The organism is Spirosoma terrae (assembly GCF_010435915.1).
GTDB classification, from domain to species: Bacteria; Bacteroidota; Bacteroidia; order Cytophagales; family Spirosomataceae; genus Spirosoma; species Spirosoma terrae.
The window spans coordinates 399,537-416,434 of sequence record NZ_JAAFZH010000001.1 but is presented as its reverse complement, the minus strand read 5'-3'; the positions used below and the strand labels follow the sequence as shown (position 1 = coordinate 416,434).

16 protein-coding genes are annotated in these 16,898 nt (G+C 46.9%); 5 read left to right on the top strand and 11 right to left on the bottom strand.

Annotated features, from left to right (window positions below; all coding sequences use genetic code 11):
• Positions 1–61: 61 nt before the first annotated feature.
• Both GK108_RS01890 and GK108_RS01885 read left to right on the top strand, forming a co-directional pair.
• Positions 62–556 carry a DUF6265 family protein gene (locus GK108_RS01890; RefSeq protein ID WP_163941919.1) on the top strand — a complete coding sequence of 165 codons (495 nt, stop codon included), beginning with the start codon at positions 62–64 and terminating at the stop codon, positions 554–556.
• A 9-nt stretch (positions 557–565) separates the two neighbouring features.
• Positions 566–994, top strand: coding sequence for a GNAT family N-acetyltransferase (locus GK108_RS01885; protein ID WP_163941916.1), 429 nt, complete (start codon positions 566–568; stop codon positions 992–994).
• 31 nt (positions 995–1,025) lie between these two features.
• Here GK108_RS01885 and GK108_RS01880 read toward each other — a convergent pair whose 3' ends face one another.
• Positions 1,026–4,298, bottom strand: a complete 3,273-nt coding sequence (locus GK108_RS01880; protein ID WP_163941914.1) for a S41 family peptidase — start codon at positions 4,296–4,298, stop codon at positions 1,026–1,028.
• Positions 4,299–4,507: 209 nt separating this feature from the next.
• Here GK108_RS01880 and GK108_RS01875 point away from each other — a divergent pair, with 209 nt between their 5' ends.
• On the top strand, positions 4,508–4,711 hold the full coding sequence (locus GK108_RS01875) for a hypothetical protein (protein WP_163941912.1): 204 nt from the start codon (positions 4,508–4,510) through the stop codon (positions 4,709–4,711).
• Positions 4,712–4,816: 105 nt separating this feature from the next.
• Here GK108_RS01875 and GK108_RS01870 read toward each other — a convergent pair whose 3' ends face one another.
• From GK108_RS01870 to GK108_RS01860, 3 genes are all read right to left on the bottom strand, one after another.
• Complete coding sequence (locus GK108_RS01870) at positions 4,817–5,413, bottom strand: 3-keto-disaccharide hydrolase (RefSeq protein WP_163941909.1); 597 nt, start codon at positions 5,411–5,413, stop codon at positions 4,817–4,819.
• Positions 5,414–5,521: 108 nt separating this feature from the next.
• Positions 5,522–6,643: a lactonase family protein gene (locus GK108_RS01865; protein ID WP_163941906.1), complete on the bottom strand. Its 1,122-nt coding sequence runs from the start codon at positions 6,641–6,643 to the stop codon at positions 5,522–5,524.
• Between the two features lie 46 nt (positions 6,644–6,689).
• A complete protein-coding gene (locus GK108_RS01860; RefSeq protein WP_163941903.1) occupies positions 6,690–7,586 on the bottom strand; it encodes an aldo/keto reductase in 897 nt (298 codons plus the stop codon).
• 209 nt (positions 7,587–7,795) lie between these two features.
• Here GK108_RS01860 and GK108_RS01855 point away from each other — a divergent pair, with 209 nt between their 5' ends.
• Complete coding sequence (locus tag GK108_RS01855; protein ID WP_163941900.1) at positions 7,796–8,680, top strand: OmpA/MotB family protein; 885 nt, start codon at positions 7,796–7,798, stop codon at positions 8,678–8,680.
• An 80-nt stretch (positions 8,681–8,760) separates the two neighbouring features.
• Here the strand turns inward: GK108_RS01855 and GK108_RS01850 are convergent, their stop codons facing one another.
• The 5 genes from GK108_RS01850 to GK108_RS01830 form a co-directional block, all read right to left on the bottom strand.
• Positions 8,761–9,630, bottom strand: a complete 870-nt coding sequence (locus tag GK108_RS01850; protein WP_163941897.1) for an aldose 1-epimerase family protein — start codon at positions 9,628–9,630, stop codon at positions 8,761–8,763.
• An 84-nt stretch (positions 9,631–9,714) separates the two neighbouring features.
• Positions 9,715–10,182, bottom strand: coding sequence for a 30S ribosomal protein S7 (gene rpsG / locus GK108_RS01845; protein WP_163941894.1), 468 nt, complete (start codon positions 10,180–10,182; stop codon positions 9,715–9,717).
• A gap of 130 nt (positions 10,183–10,312) precedes the next feature.
• Positions 10,313–10,741 (bottom strand): 30S ribosomal protein S12, encoded by a 429-nt coding sequence (gene rpsL / locus GK108_RS01840; RefSeq protein WP_163941891.1) that lies wholly within the window; start codon positions 10,739–10,741, stop codon positions 10,313–10,315.
• Positions 10,742–10,885: 144 nt separating this feature from the next.
• Complete coding sequence (locus tag GK108_RS01835; RefSeq protein ID WP_163941887.1) at positions 10,886–11,209, bottom strand: DUF3467 domain-containing protein; 324 nt, start codon at positions 11,207–11,209, stop codon at positions 10,886–10,888.
• Positions 11,210–11,268: 59 nt separating this feature from the next.
• Positions 11,269–11,661, bottom strand: coding sequence for a DUF3887 domain-containing protein (locus GK108_RS01830; RefSeq protein ID WP_163941885.1), 393 nt, complete (start codon positions 11,659–11,661; stop codon positions 11,269–11,271).
• Between the two features lie 326 nt (positions 11,662–11,987).
• On the opposite strand from GK108_RS01830, the gene GK108_RS01825 reads away from it, so the two are divergent.
• Positions 11,988–12,632 (top strand): hypothetical protein, encoded by a 645-nt coding sequence (locus tag GK108_RS01825; protein WP_246224619.1) that lies wholly within the window; start codon positions 11,988–11,990, stop codon positions 12,630–12,632.
• A gap of 36 nt (positions 12,633–12,668) precedes the next feature.
• Here the strand turns inward: GK108_RS01825 and GK108_RS01820 are convergent, their stop codons facing one another.
• Positions 12,669–14,297, bottom strand: coding sequence for an OmpA family protein (locus GK108_RS01820; protein WP_163941870.1), 1,629 nt, complete (start codon positions 14,295–14,297; stop codon positions 12,669–12,671).
• A gap of 98 nt (positions 14,298–14,395) precedes the next feature.
• Positions 14,396–16,687 (bottom strand): ATP-dependent helicase, encoded by a 2,292-nt coding sequence (locus GK108_RS01815; protein WP_163941868.1) that lies wholly within the window; start codon positions 16,685–16,687, stop codon positions 14,396–14,398.
• Positions 16,688–16,898 lie beyond the last annotated feature (211 nt).

Below are 16,898 nucleotides of genomic sequence, written 5' to 3'. Positions count from 1 at the left end.
ACTTCCGGGTAAATCCTTCCGGGTTCGTTCTTTCCACAACGTATGGTTTTATACGAATCCCATGAAAAAACTCTTTCTGACCTTTACGTTTATTACGTTCTGCTTACTGAGCGTCAACGCACAATCGAAAACCGGAACGTTAACCGATATGAGCTTTCTAGAAGGCCATTGGCGTGGTACGTTTAACGGCGGGCCAATCGATGCTGTATGGATAGCGCCGGCTGGCGACAACCTGACCGGGTTTATTCGAATGATGAAAGACAACAAAGTAACTATGTACGAAATGTTGATCTTTGAACAAACCGATAATGGCCCAATTGCGCTGGTCAAACACTTTAAACCTGGTTTGATTGGGCAGGAAGAGAAAGATAAGCAGGATCGCTACAAATTTCTGGAAGCCAAGAAAGATTACGCACTCTACGAAAAAGAAGATGGCTCAATCCGAATTATCTACGAAAAGCGTTCAAAAGATCAATTGGTTATTCAACGTGGCCAGTCCAAAGATGGGAAATGGGCTTTTAGCGATCTGTTCGTGTTCAATCGTGTTCGCAACTAACAGGAGGCTATGAACTGGCAAATTTGCGACATTCAACCAAGTTTTCTGCCAGCGTTACGTCAACTATACCTGGAAACACGCATTCAGACATTTACCTGGATTGATCCTTCTATATTCCAGCTCAACAATTTTGACACGGCCACACAGGGGGAAGGGCTATTGATTGCCCTAATCGACGGGCAACCTGTTGGCTTTATATCCTGGTGGGCTCCCGACGATTTCGTACATAATCTATACGTTGATGTCAACTTCGCCCGATTGGGTATTGGGAAAGCCTTGTTAAGCCAGTGTTTAACACAAATTGGGCGGCCGGCTACGTTGAAATGCTTACAGCAAAACCAGAACGCACTCTCCTTTTATCGGGCTCAGGGTTGGGCTATAAAAAGTGCGGGACAATCGGCAGACGGTAATTACTTTCTGATGGCTCTTGATCAATAAAAAAGGAGAGGTTTTCACCTCTCCTTTTTTATTATTTCCCACTGCTAAGCTTCGACGCTTTTGCTTCGTTTATGTCTTTGAGCAATTCAGCCACAGCCCTATCCAACTGGCTATTTTTTTCCGAGTAGCTCTCTCCTATTGGCCGCGTTACAGCAATATCAACCGGACGAGGAGCCAATTCCATGTTTTTGCCCGCATTGTCCGTAATCTTGATAAAGGGCAATCGTACACTGGACCCATCAATTAGTTGAGCCGCCGATGTGTAAATAATCCATCCACCCGTGGGTTCGCCTACCACCTTACCTAGCTTAAGCGAACGATAGCCTTCTGTGAAATCTTCTGCATCGGACAGAGAGTGTTGATTCGTCACGAGAATGGTGGGACTTTCCAGCGCCCGTTGCCCTAACTGTGTCCGGGCCGGGGCTGCGGGTAAACCGCGTGGAGTCATTGTCATATACCCTTTCCGCGTAAATACGTCCAGCGCATACGCATTGACAAAGCCGCCATTGTTGTTACGTACATCAACCACAACACCTTCGCGAGCGTGGTTGTCGGCATCCAGATCGATACTTAACTGCGCCAGCGACTCAGCCGACATATCGTACATGTGGACGTAGCCCAATCGTCCTCCGCTCACTTTATCAACGTATTGTCGTTGTTGCTGCACCCACTGTTTGTATAAAAGCCCTTTTTCAGTCGTCAGATTCACAGGACGTACCACTATTTCGCGGGGCGTACCGGTGGCTGTTGAGGCTACCATCAGCGAAATCCGACGGTTAATCTGATTTTCCAATAACTGGTCGAGGTTGGTAGCCGACGTGATTTCTGTACCATCCACCGCCAGCAGGTAATCGCCGGGTTTGATCGAGCCAGTCAGGGCCGCCGGACTCAACGCCACGATTTCCGTAATTTTCAGCTTGCCGTTACGTTCATACTCGTCCCGGTCAAAGCGCAGGCCAATACGTCCGGTTGTGGTTTGATTGGAGCCAGCCGGAGCCGAAATGCCTGAGTGAGATGCATTTAGTTCACCCAGCATTAAACTAATCAATCGACGTAGTTCATCGGGTGTACGGGCGCCAGCCGCCAGGGGCTCATAGTCAGCCCGTATCGCTTTCCAGTCAACGCCATGAAAGGTCGAGTCATAAAATCCTTTGTTCTGAATATCCCATGCCTGGCGGAACACTTCCAGTTTCTCATTACCGAAATCGACGTCCATTTCAGCCGTTACGGCCAGCGGTTTCGCTTCCCGTTTGTCTAGTGCAATAGACTGAATACGGCCTTGTTCCAGATAAAAAATCTCTTTTCCATCCGGCGAAAACTGAGCACTGTTTTTGCTGCCTGCTGTTGAGGTTAACTGACGCGCTACGCTCTGCTCCCGGCCAAGCTCATCGAGCGAATAGGTATATAAATTTTGCTGACCAGCCACCGTAGCCGTAATCAACAGTGTTTTACCATCTTTACTGATCGAATGAGCATCGACATCAACCCCAACCGGCAACAGGCTAAGCCGCTGGCGGATATCCTCGAACACAATCGTTGTTGCTCCACCCTTACCCAATTTGGCTGTATCGCCCAGTGCCCGCGCCGTTGTATCACGGGATTTAGACGTAGCAGTTGTAGCTGGCGAGGGTTTTAGCGTTTTCGGAATTTCTTCGTTGAATAGATCGCGAAACTGATCTTCCCGGAATTTTGGAGGACGAGGAATAAGATCAATCCGGGCAATCTGGGCCGTTTCAGTACGTTGGGTGGTGCTAAACAGAATATATTTTCCATCAGGGCTCCAGCTTACATTACCACCGAACGTGTTGGCCAGAAAACTAACGGGCTTACTGTCGCCACCAGTCGATGGAATCACGGAAATATTACGGAATGTCTTTGCCCCAAAAGAGGCAAAAGCAATCCATTTCCCATCGGGCGACCACACGACCGAGCCGCTGGCGGCAAATGGCGGACGGCCCAGGTATGCCTTTTTTAGGAGTCGATCTTTCTTCGTTGACAGATCCAGCACACGTAACTCCTGTCCATTTCGAATAAAAGCCATCGACTTGCCATCGGGTGAAAAAACGGGCGACCCATCGTCCAGGGCACCATCTGTCAATTGAGTTTCGTTGCGGGTGGCAACGTCATACTGATAAATATGTGCTACGCCATCGCGCGTTGATACGTATACAAGGCTACGGCTATTGGGCAGCCACGCAGGTTGCGATTCATTGGCGGCTGTATGACTGATACGGATTGCTTCACCTCCCTCTTTCGACGATGCCGCAAACACATCGCCGTGGGCAACGAAAGCCACTTTTTTACCATCCGGCGACAGCGTTAATTCCCGAAATTGGTTCGATAACTTCAGGCGTTCCACAGCCGGGCTGGCCGCTACGCCCCGAAGACGGACTGACAGTGGTGCCGCCTGACGGCTGGTTACGTCGTATTTCCAGAGCTGGAAATCTCGCTCAAACACAATTGTTTTCCCATCATAAGCTATGGATGGCCACAGTACGCGTCCTTTCGTAAACGTAGTAAGCACTGTGGGTTTTCCGCCAATGGGCTGCATCCACAAATTCTGGGCCTGGTTACGATCTGATACGTAGTAGATATTTTTTCCGTCGGGACTCCACATGGGCCATAGCTCTTTAGCACCGGGTTCCGTTACACGCTCGTAAGCCGTTGCTGCTTTTTTCGAATCCATATGATAAAGCCATATCTCGGCTTCGTCGAGATGACTATGCCCTTTACGCCACCACTGGTTCGATGCAATGCCACGTGCCGAAAAAGCCAATGTTTTTCCATCGGGCGACGGTACCCCGTAGAATTCATTCGCGTAACGATCGGCCGTAACTGCCATCGGTGTTCCACCCGAAATCGATACCCGGTAGATATCATTCATGCCCGCAATGTCTCGGCTGGTTGACTGAAAATAGAGCATTTTCCCATCCCTCGACCATCCACTGAGCATCTCAGCCCCATCGTCATACGTCAGCCGCTTAATGGCTCCTGTTTCGATGGTTAACAAATACACATCTCCATTACCGGTACGAGAGGACACAAAAGCCAGGTATTTTCCATCGGGCGAGTACAGTGGCCGGGATTCATTATCAGGATGGGAAACCAGTAACCGAGCTTCTCCGCCAGTAGCCGGTACGGTCCAGATGTCGCCCCCCGACACGAAGGTGATTTCAGCACCATCGGGCGATAAGCTCGGTTCGGCAAAAGCGAATGCGGGTGCAGGCGAGGTAGGCTGTGACTGGGCTGAATAAGTACCCAGGATAAATAGAAAGGAAAGTCTAAGTAAACTAGTAACAGACATACGGATTGATGAGTGCTTTTCCAGTATTGAGGTGATTCTGTACAAGAACAGGAGCCTCAATTTAGCCATTATTTGCTTTCATAAATGCACTATCCATCATAGCTCGGTGGTCTAGGCAACAATAAAAAAAATTGCATATAAAAGTTGGGTTACCTAATTACCAACAATGTATTAATAGACGAAAATGTTAACCAACACACATATCTACCATGAAGAATATCGTAAAATCTGCATTCTTTTTTGCAGCCATGCTTACGTTGGCTGTAGGTTGCCAGTCTAAAAAAGCTGAAACTGAATCAACTGCCGGTGATACTACAACCGTTGTTGAAAGCGAAACCCTGACGAGTGGCGACACTACGCTGGTTGTTTCTGATACAACTAAAATGGTTCCTGCTGCCGACTCAGCGAAATAATAGTGTACAGATAAATAAAAATAGCGTGATTCTCGGCCGAGAATCACGCTATTTTTATTTATCTGTACGAATAAGGCCATCATATAGAATGATGGCCTCATTTTTTTACAAAGTTTTCAGTTGCAGATTCCGCCAGCGGACCTTAATACCACCCCCATCATGAATTTGCAACGCAATGGAACCATCGGCAGCGCCAATTTTCTCATCGCGCATGTCAACCATTTGCTGACCATTCAGATATGTCTGCACATGATCGCCTTCAACCCGAATGCGCATTTTGTTCCATTCGCCGGGCTTTAGAATGTTTTCTTTTTCGTCGGGAATCTGGAGCAGCCAGCCCCGACCGTATGACTCGTAAATACCGCCGGTGTCATGATTTGGTGGAGCCACTTCTACCTGCCAGCCGCTAACCTTAGTGCCTTCTATCGTAGACCGAAAAAACACACCACTGTTGCCATTGGCTTCTTGTTTGAATTCCAGTGATAAATCGAAGTTCTTGTAAAATTTGTCGGTTGCCAGATAACCATATCCTTTGTCGGGACCACTTTCACAAATAAGCTCTCCGCCATCAACGTACCATTTTTCGGTACCGTAGACTTTCCAGCCACTTAGATCTTTACCATTAAAGAGTTTCACCGTTTTTGTTGGCGCTGTAAAAGCCAACACAGTAAATAGCAGGCCAAAGGCCAGAAAATATCTCATTGAGTACTATGATTTAAGGTGAATAACTAAATGATTTTGGGCTAAAAATACACTGATGTCGTTATTTCTTTGGCAAACCGCCCGAAAAACCAGTGCTGACTTACGCGCTTACCGAGCGGCCATAATGATACAAACGGGAGCCGGAACCTTAATGGACTGCCCCGTATAAGTCAGCTTGCCTGTTTTTTGATCCCGCTTAAAAATGGTAATGTTGTCCGAATCCTGATGAGCCACAAAAACAAACTCGCCTTTAGGATCGATCAGGAAATTGCGGGGTGTTTTGCCTTCCGTTGGCTGATCGCCCACTTTTGTGAGTTTGCCATCGTTACCAATCGCAAAAATTGCCAATGCGTTATATCCCCGATTCGATTGATACAGAAACTTGCCGCTCGGATCAATGTGAATATCGGCGCTGGTATTCTTATCCGTGAAATCATCGGGCAGGGTTTTTACATTATCCTGTATCATTGTCAACGCACCAGTTTTAGGATTACGGGAAAAGGCAGCCACCGTTGACGTGAGCTCTTCGACTAGATAAGCGTATTTACCGTTCGGGTGAAACGTGAAATGGCGAGGCCCGGAGCCAGGTGATACCGACGCATAAGGCGTTGAAGCAGGTTTAACCGTACTATTTTTTGTATCGATTTCAAAAATATTCAGCTTGTCGAGGCCCAAGTCTGCTACGTATACGTACCGATTATCGGGAGCCAGCGTTGCCGAGTGAACGTGCGCTTTCTCCTGACGTTGTTTACTAGGCCCAGAACCAGCATCCTGAACGCTATCTGTTGGCGCAGCTAATTTACCGTTTGCGTCAATGGGCAACACGGCCAGACTACCTCCTCCATAATTAGACACAAAGGCCGTTTTTCCGGTCTTATCGACGCTTATGTGACAAGGTCCTGCACCAAGCGACGACTGACCGTTCATGTAATTGAGCTTACCCGTTGCTTTATCAACTGCATACGAACTAACGCCACCTAGTTTATCGGCCCCTTCATTCACCGAATACAGATAGTTCCCGGACGGATGCAGCGCCAGAAAAGACGGGCTTTTCGCGTTCGAAACAGCCTGTATCTGTTGCATTGTTCCCGCCTTTCGGTCAAATTCGAATACATAAATTCCTTCACTGCCCCGAAGCGAATACGTACCGATGTACATAATTTCTTTTTGCGCCTGAACCTGGGAAGCGATACCTAATCCGACCAAAATACTTGTGAGTAGCTTATTCATAAAAGCAATAAATAGATCTGTTTAATAAGGAGGAAGCCGAAACAAACTACCGATGCTGGTCGTAGAAGTTCGGGGAAAGCGCTGTGGTTAATTGCTCCCATTCCGATTGAGACAACGGTTGGCTCTTGCTACTACGTATAGCGTCAGCTAATTGTTTATCGGTACGTATACCCACAACGGCCGACGCTACGACAGGCGGGTACAATGCAAACTGAATAGCCGTAGCCGTTTCGGTACGAGTTTCGTCTGAAACCAGCGCTACCGCTTTAGCAGCTTCGCGCACGTCATCAGCTGTATAATTCAGATAAGCCGTAGCTGGCTTATTGACCAGTAAGCCTTTTGCCAGACTTCCCCGCGCCAATACACTGATCTGATTTTGGTGTAAACTAGCCAGGCAGGATTCTTCTGGTCGCCGATCAAGTAGGCTATACTGCATCATTACACTCACGATGTTCGAGCGACGAATCCATTCTCGAATAACGCCAGGACGAATAGACGAAATACCGTATTCCCGAATTTTACCCTGCTGTTTTAATAACTCAAAGGCTTCTATTGTTTCATCGATTGGATCCTCCAACGTACCGCCGTGAAGCTGATATAAATCAATGTAGTCGGTTTTTAACCGTTTCAGACTTTCTTCAACCGCTGTCAGAATATAGGCTTTTGTTGGATTCCAGTCCCAGCCCGATCCATCGGGCCGCCATTGATTACCGACTTTTGTAGCTATTACAACCTGTTGCCGCATCCCGGAAAATGCCCGCCCAAGCAGTTTTTCATTTTCTCCATGTTCGTAAAGATCAGCCGTGTCAAAGAACGTAATACCGCCATCAAAAGCTTTGTGAAGCAACGACACATGCGGCTCTGGTTCGCCCGTTAACGACATACAGCCGAAGCTGATTTCGCTGACAACAACGTCGGATTTACCTATAGAATGCTTCTTCATAATTCTTTTTTATCCAGGCAAAATCGGCCATTTTTTGCACTATTTCTTTATTAACCGGGAAATAATACAAAAAGAATCGTGTTACATAGATAATGGTATTGAAACCGTTCGATAGAATCAATTACTTTTGCAAAACGATTGACGTTTGTAAGCTGCGTCTTTCGTTGAAACCTAACTTTTCGTTACCCTTCAATATTACAATCATCTGTATGAAACGTGTTCTGATTGTTTTCGCGGCTGTGGCAATGCTTTCTTCCTGTAACAGTAAAAAGCGGCTGGCAGAAATCAAATCCCTACAAGAAGCCCGAGATAAGGCTGTTGCTTCTTTAAATGACTGCGATCAGCGTACTGCTGACCTCCGCACTCAGTTATCGGCGAAAGACAATGACCTGCAAGGCAAAGACAAACAAGTATCGGATTTGCAGGCTCAGATCGACTATCTGAAAAAGACAAATACCAACCTCCTCGATCGGATGTCGGATTTGTCGATTGTCAGTAAATCAGGCGCAGAAAGCATCAAGAAATCGCTGGAAACCCTGAACGAGCAAACAAAATATACCAATAACCTGAATGCCAGCATTCAGCGGAAAGATTCGCTTAACCTGGCGCTGGTTATGAGCCTGAAACGCTCACTGGACGATATCAACGACCAGGACGTACAGGTTGAGGTGAAAAAAGGTGTTGTTTACGTATCGATCTCCGACAAACTCCTGTTTAAATCAGGTAGCTACGACATCACGCCTAAAGCCGAAACGGTTCTGGGCAAAGTGGCTAAAGTCGTAAATGACCACAAAGAGCTGGATATTCTGGTTGAAGGTCATACGGACGTTGTCCCTATTTCAACGAACTTCATTAAAGATAACTGGGATCTGAGCGCCCTGCGTGCTACGTCGGTTGTTCGGTCGCTGCAAACCAAATTTGGTGTTTCGCCAGAACGTTTGACAGCTGGCGGACGCTCAGAATTCGCCCCTAAAGACGATAACACTACGTCGGTTGGCCGTCAGCAGAATCGCCGTACGGAAATCATCATTACGCCAAAACTGGACCAGTTCTTCAATCTGTTGTCGAGCGGTCAGGCTGGTGGTAGCCGGTAAGAGTTTCTTGCATCATTAATGAAAAAGCCGGGCTCAGAATTTGAGCCCGGCTTTTTCATTGCTATGCTACGTAGTGTTTCTTATGAAATCGTAATGGTAAATGATGCGGTAAATACTTTTCCTTCCCCTACGTGTTGAATCGCTTCTTTTTCTTCGATTGGTTTTTGAGGGCCTTCGCTATCAGCGCATCCTAGCCAGGGTTCAATGCAGACGAAGGGAGCACCCGGCTTTGCCCATATACCCAAATAGGGAAATGCAGGAAAGTCCACCGTAACAGCATGGCTGTTTTTACTGCTCCGAACCGCCACCCGACGCGATTCCAGATTTTTAAATACTAGGGCATCCTGATTAAACAGATGCTTGGTTAATGGCAATCGGTTTCCATCGGTCATCACCTGTTTCGTTTCACCAGAAAAGTAACCGGAAGCCGACAGCATATGCGTTACTAATTGCTCCTGTTTCTCAAACTCAACGTAATAATCTTCATAGTCTTCTCCCTTTAGGAAAGGAATCGCAAAAGCAGGATGAGCGCCCACCGAAAAGAAGACCGTTTTCTCATCTTCATTTACGACCCGATACGTAACACGTAACGCAGGCCCATCGAGTTCATAGATGATCTGAAATTCGAAATCATACGGAAAGTGAACACGTGTTACGTCGCTGGACGTAAGCGAAAAGACGGCGTGCGTTTGCGTAGATTCAGTTGTCTCAAAAATTGACTGCCGCACAAACCCGTGTCGCTCAATGGGATACGTCTTACCGTCGATCAGCAATTGATTGTTTAGGCAACCGCCTACTACGGGAAACAAATTAGGAGCATGCCAGCCCCAAACACCCGGATCGGCCTGCCAAAGGTGCTCGATACCACTTGTTTTATGGTAGATGGACGTTAACTCTGCTCCCTTGGCACGGATAGAGACGCGAAGGTGGTCGTTTTCTAAAGTCGTCATATCCTGCAAAACTAAGAAAGCCGCTCAATGTTGAGCGGCTTTTCGTGTATTTGGTAACCACCGGGAATGTGGTTATGAATTGGTTTAGAACCGGAAGTGAGAGAACGCCTTGTTGGCTTCGGCCATGCGGTGCGTATCATCTTTCTTTTTCACAGCTGCTCCTTCACCTTTCGATGCGGCAACGATTTCAGCTGCTAAACGGTCTACCATTGTTTTTTCACCCCGCGAACGAGCGTACCGGATAAGCCATTTCATGCCTACCGCGACTTTCCGATCAGCCCGTACTTCGGTTGGCACCTGGAAGGTAGCACCACCTACGCGACGGCTTTTTACTTCAACCGAAGGCATTACGTTATTCAATGCCTTTTTCCATGTGTCCAGACCGTTTTCGTTCGTGCGTTTTGCTACTACGTCCAGCGCGTCATAGAAAATGGAGTACGCCAGGCTCTTTTTGCCTTCGTACATCAGGTTGTTAACAAATTTGGTTACGAGAACCTCCTTAAATTTAGGATCAGGTAATACGTAACGCTTGGGCGGTTTCGCCTTTCTCATGATTTCTTCAGATTTTTAGTCTTACTCTGAACGTAGCCTTTCCAACGTCCAGTCAGTTTTTTAATCTATGATCTATAATGTATGATGTATCGTTAAAAACACGTCATATATCATACACCATACTTAATTCTTACTTCTTTTTACCTTTTGCAGGCGCGCCTTTGCCTCCTTTTACTGGAGCCTGACCTGGTTTCGGACGTTTCGCACCATATTTCGAGCGGCTTTGCAGACGACCATTTACACCAGCCGTATCCAGAGCACCCCGAACGATGTGGTAACGAACACCTGGTAAGTCTTTTACCCGACCACCCCGAATCAGAACGATTGAGTGCTCTTGCAGGTTGTGACCTTCACCTGGGATGTAGGCGTTAACTTCTTTGTTGTTGCTCAGGCGAACCCGGGCAACTTTACGAAGAGCCGAGTTAGGCTTCTTCGGTGTCGTGGTGTACACACGTGTACATACGCCACGACGTTGTGGGCATGCGTCCAAAGCAGGCGATTTCGACTTGAATTCAAGCTTCTCGCGGCCTTTACGCACTAATTGTTGTATAGTAGGCATTCTTTAAATTGTTTACAAAAACAGTCTTCCCGAATTTTGAGGTGCAAAGATACAGAAAACTCTTTGAACATCAAGCTCTAATTCCGAAGTATTTCTCAAAAATGGGCAAAGAAAAAGAGCGTTTTTGCGCTCTTCTTACTCTCTTTATGCCTGTCCTACTGGCCCACTAAAACCGCCACTTGGAAATTTAAATGTATCGGTAGGGCTGTTAATGTCACCGTATGCTTCTTCATACCGGCTAATGTTCTCCCGAAGGGCTTCTAAAAGTCGTTTCGCATGTTCTGGTGTTAAAATAATACGGGCTTTTACCTTGGCTTTAGGTACGCCCGGCATCAACCGGATAAAGTCCAGAATAAACTCACTATTTGAATGGGCAATCATCGCCAGATTGGCATATACACCCTCGGCTATTTCTTCGCTCAGTTCAACGTCAATGGAGCCGTCAGGGTTTTGTTGTGGATTCGTCATATAAACGCTGTTTTTGGCAAAATTACAGTAAAATCCCCCGTTCTACGGGAATTTCGGTATTATTCTTGCAACGGTTTGAACAAAAACGTTGCAATTTTACCTTCTTTATCCTGGCTGATGTAAAAATCCAATGGCATCAAAGCAAAGACTGCTTTGTAACGGGCGACTTCCCCTTCAACTCCTCTTGGCTCCATAGATACCCATTTTCCAACCTGACCACCGAGCTGTCCCAGCACCTCTTTCAATTTATCCAAAGAAATTTGCTGCTTAAAACCAGCTCCCATTAAGCTATAGAGCGAATCGGCCTGATTACTATTCATATATCGCTGCGATAGTCTAGCCAAAGAATCTAATGGAGGAGCTGGCTGGTTCGGCAGTGATTGTGCCAGAGAAATTCCCATCGAGAGCATAAATAGGATGCATACATATAAACGCGTCATTCTTTTCTTCATTTGATATGAAGTACAAATAACAAATTTCCGAGGCTCCTACCTACACCTGCTGCTAATTATGGCCTAATACCAACCGGCACGCATCCTTTTTCCGATTAAAGCCTAAGGTTAGCTAACCATATATTCTTTGCAACGTAGCGTAACGTCTTCATTTATCCAGTATTATAGCGTATATTTACTGGTTAACAATAACCTATTATGCCAGTCGGCAAATGAATACGCAACCGGAGTTAATTGCTGGAATTTATAATTTTTGTGATGCATGGTGTGAGCGTTGTTTGTTAACACGCCGATGCCGAAGCTTTCAGCTACAACAAGAAGCAAGTTTGGCCAACTCACAGAATCCGGGCGACAAACTGATTCAGCAATTAACCGAAGCCTTGAACCTGACCAAGCAATACGTAGAGAATTTAAGCCGCAAGCAGGATTTCTCCGGTACTGAACGGCCAACCGAGGATCAGGCTCAACAGCTAGAGTATAACGCCATTGGCTTCCCTGCCAATAAGCATCACGCGCTTACGAACTTGGCTAAAGACTATTTGCAGCAAAGTGGACTCTGGCTAAAAGAAGAGAAGAATCTGTTGGAGCAGATCGGGCAGCAGCAGATACGTGAAGTAGAATTAGGCTTACGCACTCAGGAAAACGTTATGCCGCTGCTATTAGCGTTAAAAGATGCCTGGGATATGATTCGGTGGTATCGGACGCTAATTCCAGTTAAAGCACAATCAGTTGTTCGGGCTTTACAGGACCCTGTGGATGATACTCAGCTGCAGAACTATTACCTGGGCAAAATAAAGCTGATATTAGTCAGTATCGATCGATCATTACTTGCCTGGCAGACGATTATTCAATACGTACCCGAAAAAACCGACGGGCTACTGGAGCTAATGGCCTTGCTAAGCCGGCAACGTCGCGAGTGGGAAACATTTTTCCCCGACGCACGCGCCTTTAAACGGCCCGGTCTGGACTGACCCGTCTCCACTGACGTAGCAAAACACTACGTCTGCCTATTTATTGATAATCATAAACTCAACCCGTCGATTTCGCTGACGGCCTTCTTCTGTATCGTTGGCTGCTACGGGCTTTGTTTCGCCAAAACCTTTACTACCAACTCGATCCGGCTCAATCCCTTTACTGATAAAATACTCCCGAACCGCATCGGCCCGATCCTGAGAAAGCTTGTTGTTGATCTCATTGGAGCCTGTATTATCCGTATGGCCCCGAACTTCGATAACCATTTTGGGGAATTCATTCAGCGTCGTTACCAGCCGGTCTAACTCTGGGCTTGATTCAGGGCGTAGTTCCGATTTACCTGTATCGAAGAAAATATTATTCAACCGAACAACACTGTTTTTCTCAATCGGCACCATCTTCAATTCCTTGCCCTTTATTTCCTGAAAACCCTTCGGTTGCGTCAGATCAACATTATCGCCTTCGGCAATAAAATCCTTTGCAATGGCCCGCATACTGTATTTTTTTCCGTACGGAAGCACAATCTTGTATTCGCCCGTTAGAGGGTCAGACGTAGCTTCGCCAGCCTCAGCCCCATCGGGCAGGGTTTGGTAAACGATACGTGCCTCAACTGGCTTTCCTGTTTTTAAGTCGATCACTTTCCCGCTGATAAGCGCTACAGGATCAGGACGCGTTACGTCCGTTTTTCCAGCAACATCGTCGCCCCCGCCACCCAGTTTGCCTGGCTGGTTCGCGGGCTGATCGTCGGAGATTTTTACCCGAACAATATCGCCTTTGCCGATCGTATTTTTGAACGTAGTGAGATAGGCATAATCACCAGCGGCCGATAGCGTGTAATACGCGTCATACCCATCGGTGTTCACTTTTGGTCCCAGATTGACGGGTTTTGACCAGTGTTTCCAGGTTTTATCAACTCGCTTACAAACGTAAATATCGTTACTCCCCAGACCGCCTTCGCGGTTACTGGAGAAATACAACGTAGCACCATCGGGAGCCAGAAACGGAGTCGTTTCCGTAAATTTCGTATTCACTTCAGGACCTAGATCCATCGGCTTTGTCCAGGACCCATCTTTCTCACGAAAGCTAACGTAAAGGTCATCTTCCTTGCTGTTTTTCTTCTCACTGAAAGCCATCAGCAACACTTTTCCATCAGCCGACATAAACCCGCAGTCGAACTGACCTTTACTCATGTTAACGTAATTGGGAATGTTGATCTTCTGAGGAGCCGACCAACCGCTGGCTGTGCGTTTACTGAGCGAAAAACCACGGGTTTCGTAGTTTCCGTTAGCGTACTGCCCTTTTATGAGCATCGTATTACCGTCAGGCGTAATGCTGTAGGCGCAATTGTACTCATCTTTGTTCAGCGGAAAGCCCATACGCCGGGCAGGTCCCCATTTGCCACTAGCTGCATCACGTTCAGAATACCATATATCCTGACTTCCTTTAGCACCGTGCGTATTGTTTGGGTGGCTGATTCGAGCGAAATAGAGCGTTTTCCCGTCCGGAGAGATAAGCGGATTGATCTCGTTATATTCTGAATTAACCTGATTACCCAGATTCTCGGCTCCTGCCGCCCCTGTCGAGTCAGCTTTAGGCTGGCCTGTAGCACCAAATGAAAGTAGTAGACTAATCAGACTGGCGGCTATAGCACCGTAAACATTCATAAACTAACAAAGGATAGTGGGATATTTTTTATAGGAAACGCTCGATGTAACAACAATTGTATGCACCTCAGGCCACTTCGTTTGGTAACATTTCCCAACTACACCACGCGCAGTTTTGCAAAACTTAAGAGCAACACTTTCTCGCCCACCGTTTCGAACTGAATGGTCGCTTTGCGCTCGGTTCCGTTTATGTCCACCTTTTTCACCATACCAAAACCAAATTTAGCATGTTCAACCCGTTGGCCTGCCGCTAGATCAGCCGTGCTAGTCGGCGTAAAATCGGGCGAAGGTGTGTGCGACGGACTTTGTTGCGGAGTCTGCGTTCGCGCCGTTTTTTGCGCTAATGATCGCACAAAACTCATCGAGCCGGTCGATGTACTTTCGCTTCTGTCTCGTTCAGGCCGATCAAAATCCATGCGGCTGGGAGCCGACCGGAGCTTCGACATTTTTAGATAGCGCTGGTCCATTTCCATCAGGAACCGGCTTGGTTCGCACATCTTAAGCCGACCGTAGTGGTACCGCGTTTCGGCATAAGACATAGTCAGACGTTTCTCAGCCCGCGTGATGGCTACATAGAAAAGTCGTCGTTCTTCTTCCAGATCGTTCCGACTTTCGAGCATCATCTGGCTGGGAAACAGATCTTCCTCCATCCCGACGATATGCACGTACTTAAATTCCAGCCCTTTAGCCGCGTGAATGGTCATCAACGTCACTTTATCGTTGTCACCATCATCTTCCTTCTCATCGGCCGTTGTCAGTAACGAAACCGACTGCAGGAATGCGCTAAGACTTTTATCGTCATTATCAGGATTATCGACAAATTCTTTGATAGCGTTCAGCAATTCCTGTACGTTCTCGTAACGCGCCAGCCCTTCAACGGTTTTGTCGTCATATAGCTCTTTAAGCAACCCTGAAGCCTTGGCAATATGTGATGCTACCTCAAACGCATCTTTCTGATCTAATAGCAATTTGAAACTCTTGATCAGGTCAGCAAACGCTTCAATGGCGATAGCCGCACGACCCGCAATGTGCTTATTGATTTCCGCAACAATTTCCCAGACAGAGTCTTCTTTTTCGGCGGCCAGTACACTGATTTTAGCGACGGTTGTATCGCCAATTCCGCGTTTAGGCAGGTTAATAATCCGTTTAAATGCTTCCTCGTCCTGCTGATTGACCGTGAAACGCAGGTAGGCAATCAGATCCTTAATCTCTTTCCGCTGGTAGAACGACAGCCCCCCAATGATCCGGTACTTGATACTAACCTTACGTAACGCTTCTTCAAACGCCCGCGACTGCGCATTGGTCCGGTACAGAATCGCAAAATCGTTGTTCGCGAGACCATTGTTTACCTTTGCCTCAAAAATGGCCGACGCCACCAATCGCCCTTCTTCGTTATCAGACGAGGCTTTAATTACGTCGATCAGCGATCCGTCTTCATTATCCGTGAAGACGTGTTTGTCTAACTGATTCTTGTTACGTGATATAACCGAATTGGCGGCCTCAACGATTGTTTTAGTGGATCGGTAATTCTGTTCCAGCTTTACGATCTTGACGTTTTCCTTGCCGTAATCACGCTGAAAATTCAGGATGTTTTCAATATTGGCACCCCGAAACGCGTAAATACTTTGGGCATCATCGCCCACAACACAGATGTTCTGATGAACAGCCGCCAGCTTACGGGTAATGAGATACTGTGATACGTTGGTATCCTGAAACTCATCGACCATTACGTGCTGAAACTTGTGTTGGTATTTGTTCAAAATATCCAGATGGTCGCGAAATAAGACGTTTGTGTTGAACAACAGGTCGTCGAAATCCATTGCGTTGGCCTGGAAACAGCGAAGGCTGTACTGCTTGTAAATCCGACCAATCTGCGGCATCCGGGCCGACTCGTCATCAGCCTGAATAACGGGATTGTTGATATAATCATCAGGACCAATGAGCCGGTTCTTGGCACCCGAAATACGTCCAAACACATTATTGGCCCGGTACACTTTATCGTCCAGACCCATTTCCTTGATGATGCTTCGCAGCAACGACTTCGAATCGTCCGTATCGTAAATCGAGAAATTGCTCGTATAGCCGATGGCTTTGGCTTCAATACGTAATATTTTGGCGAACACCGAGTGGAATGTTCCCATCCAGATATTCCGGGCTTCCGTTCCAACAACCTTTTCAATACGGTGCCGCATTTCGCCAGCCGCTTTGTTGGTAAATGTCAGAGAAAGGATGCGGAATGGATCAACACCATTTTCGATGAGGTGGGCAATCCGATACGTTAGAACGCGCGTTTTTCCCGAACCTGCACCTGCTATAATCATCAGTGGACCACTGCCGTGCAGAACGGCTGCCCGCTGAGGGTCATTCAAACCAGAAATGTAATCAACCATATAAAGACGTATGATAGCAAACGCTGGATGCTGGATTTAACAAAGGACCAGCCCGCGATGTCCAGCATCCAGCGTCTTTATATAACAATCAAAACTACGAAAAAATTTGGTGAAAGCGGGGCAGAAACCGAATCGTCTTCCTGCCCGAACTGATCTATTCCTGTATACAAGAAATCCCGAAAGTTTCTGATCTTTCCGGTCGAAAAAACAT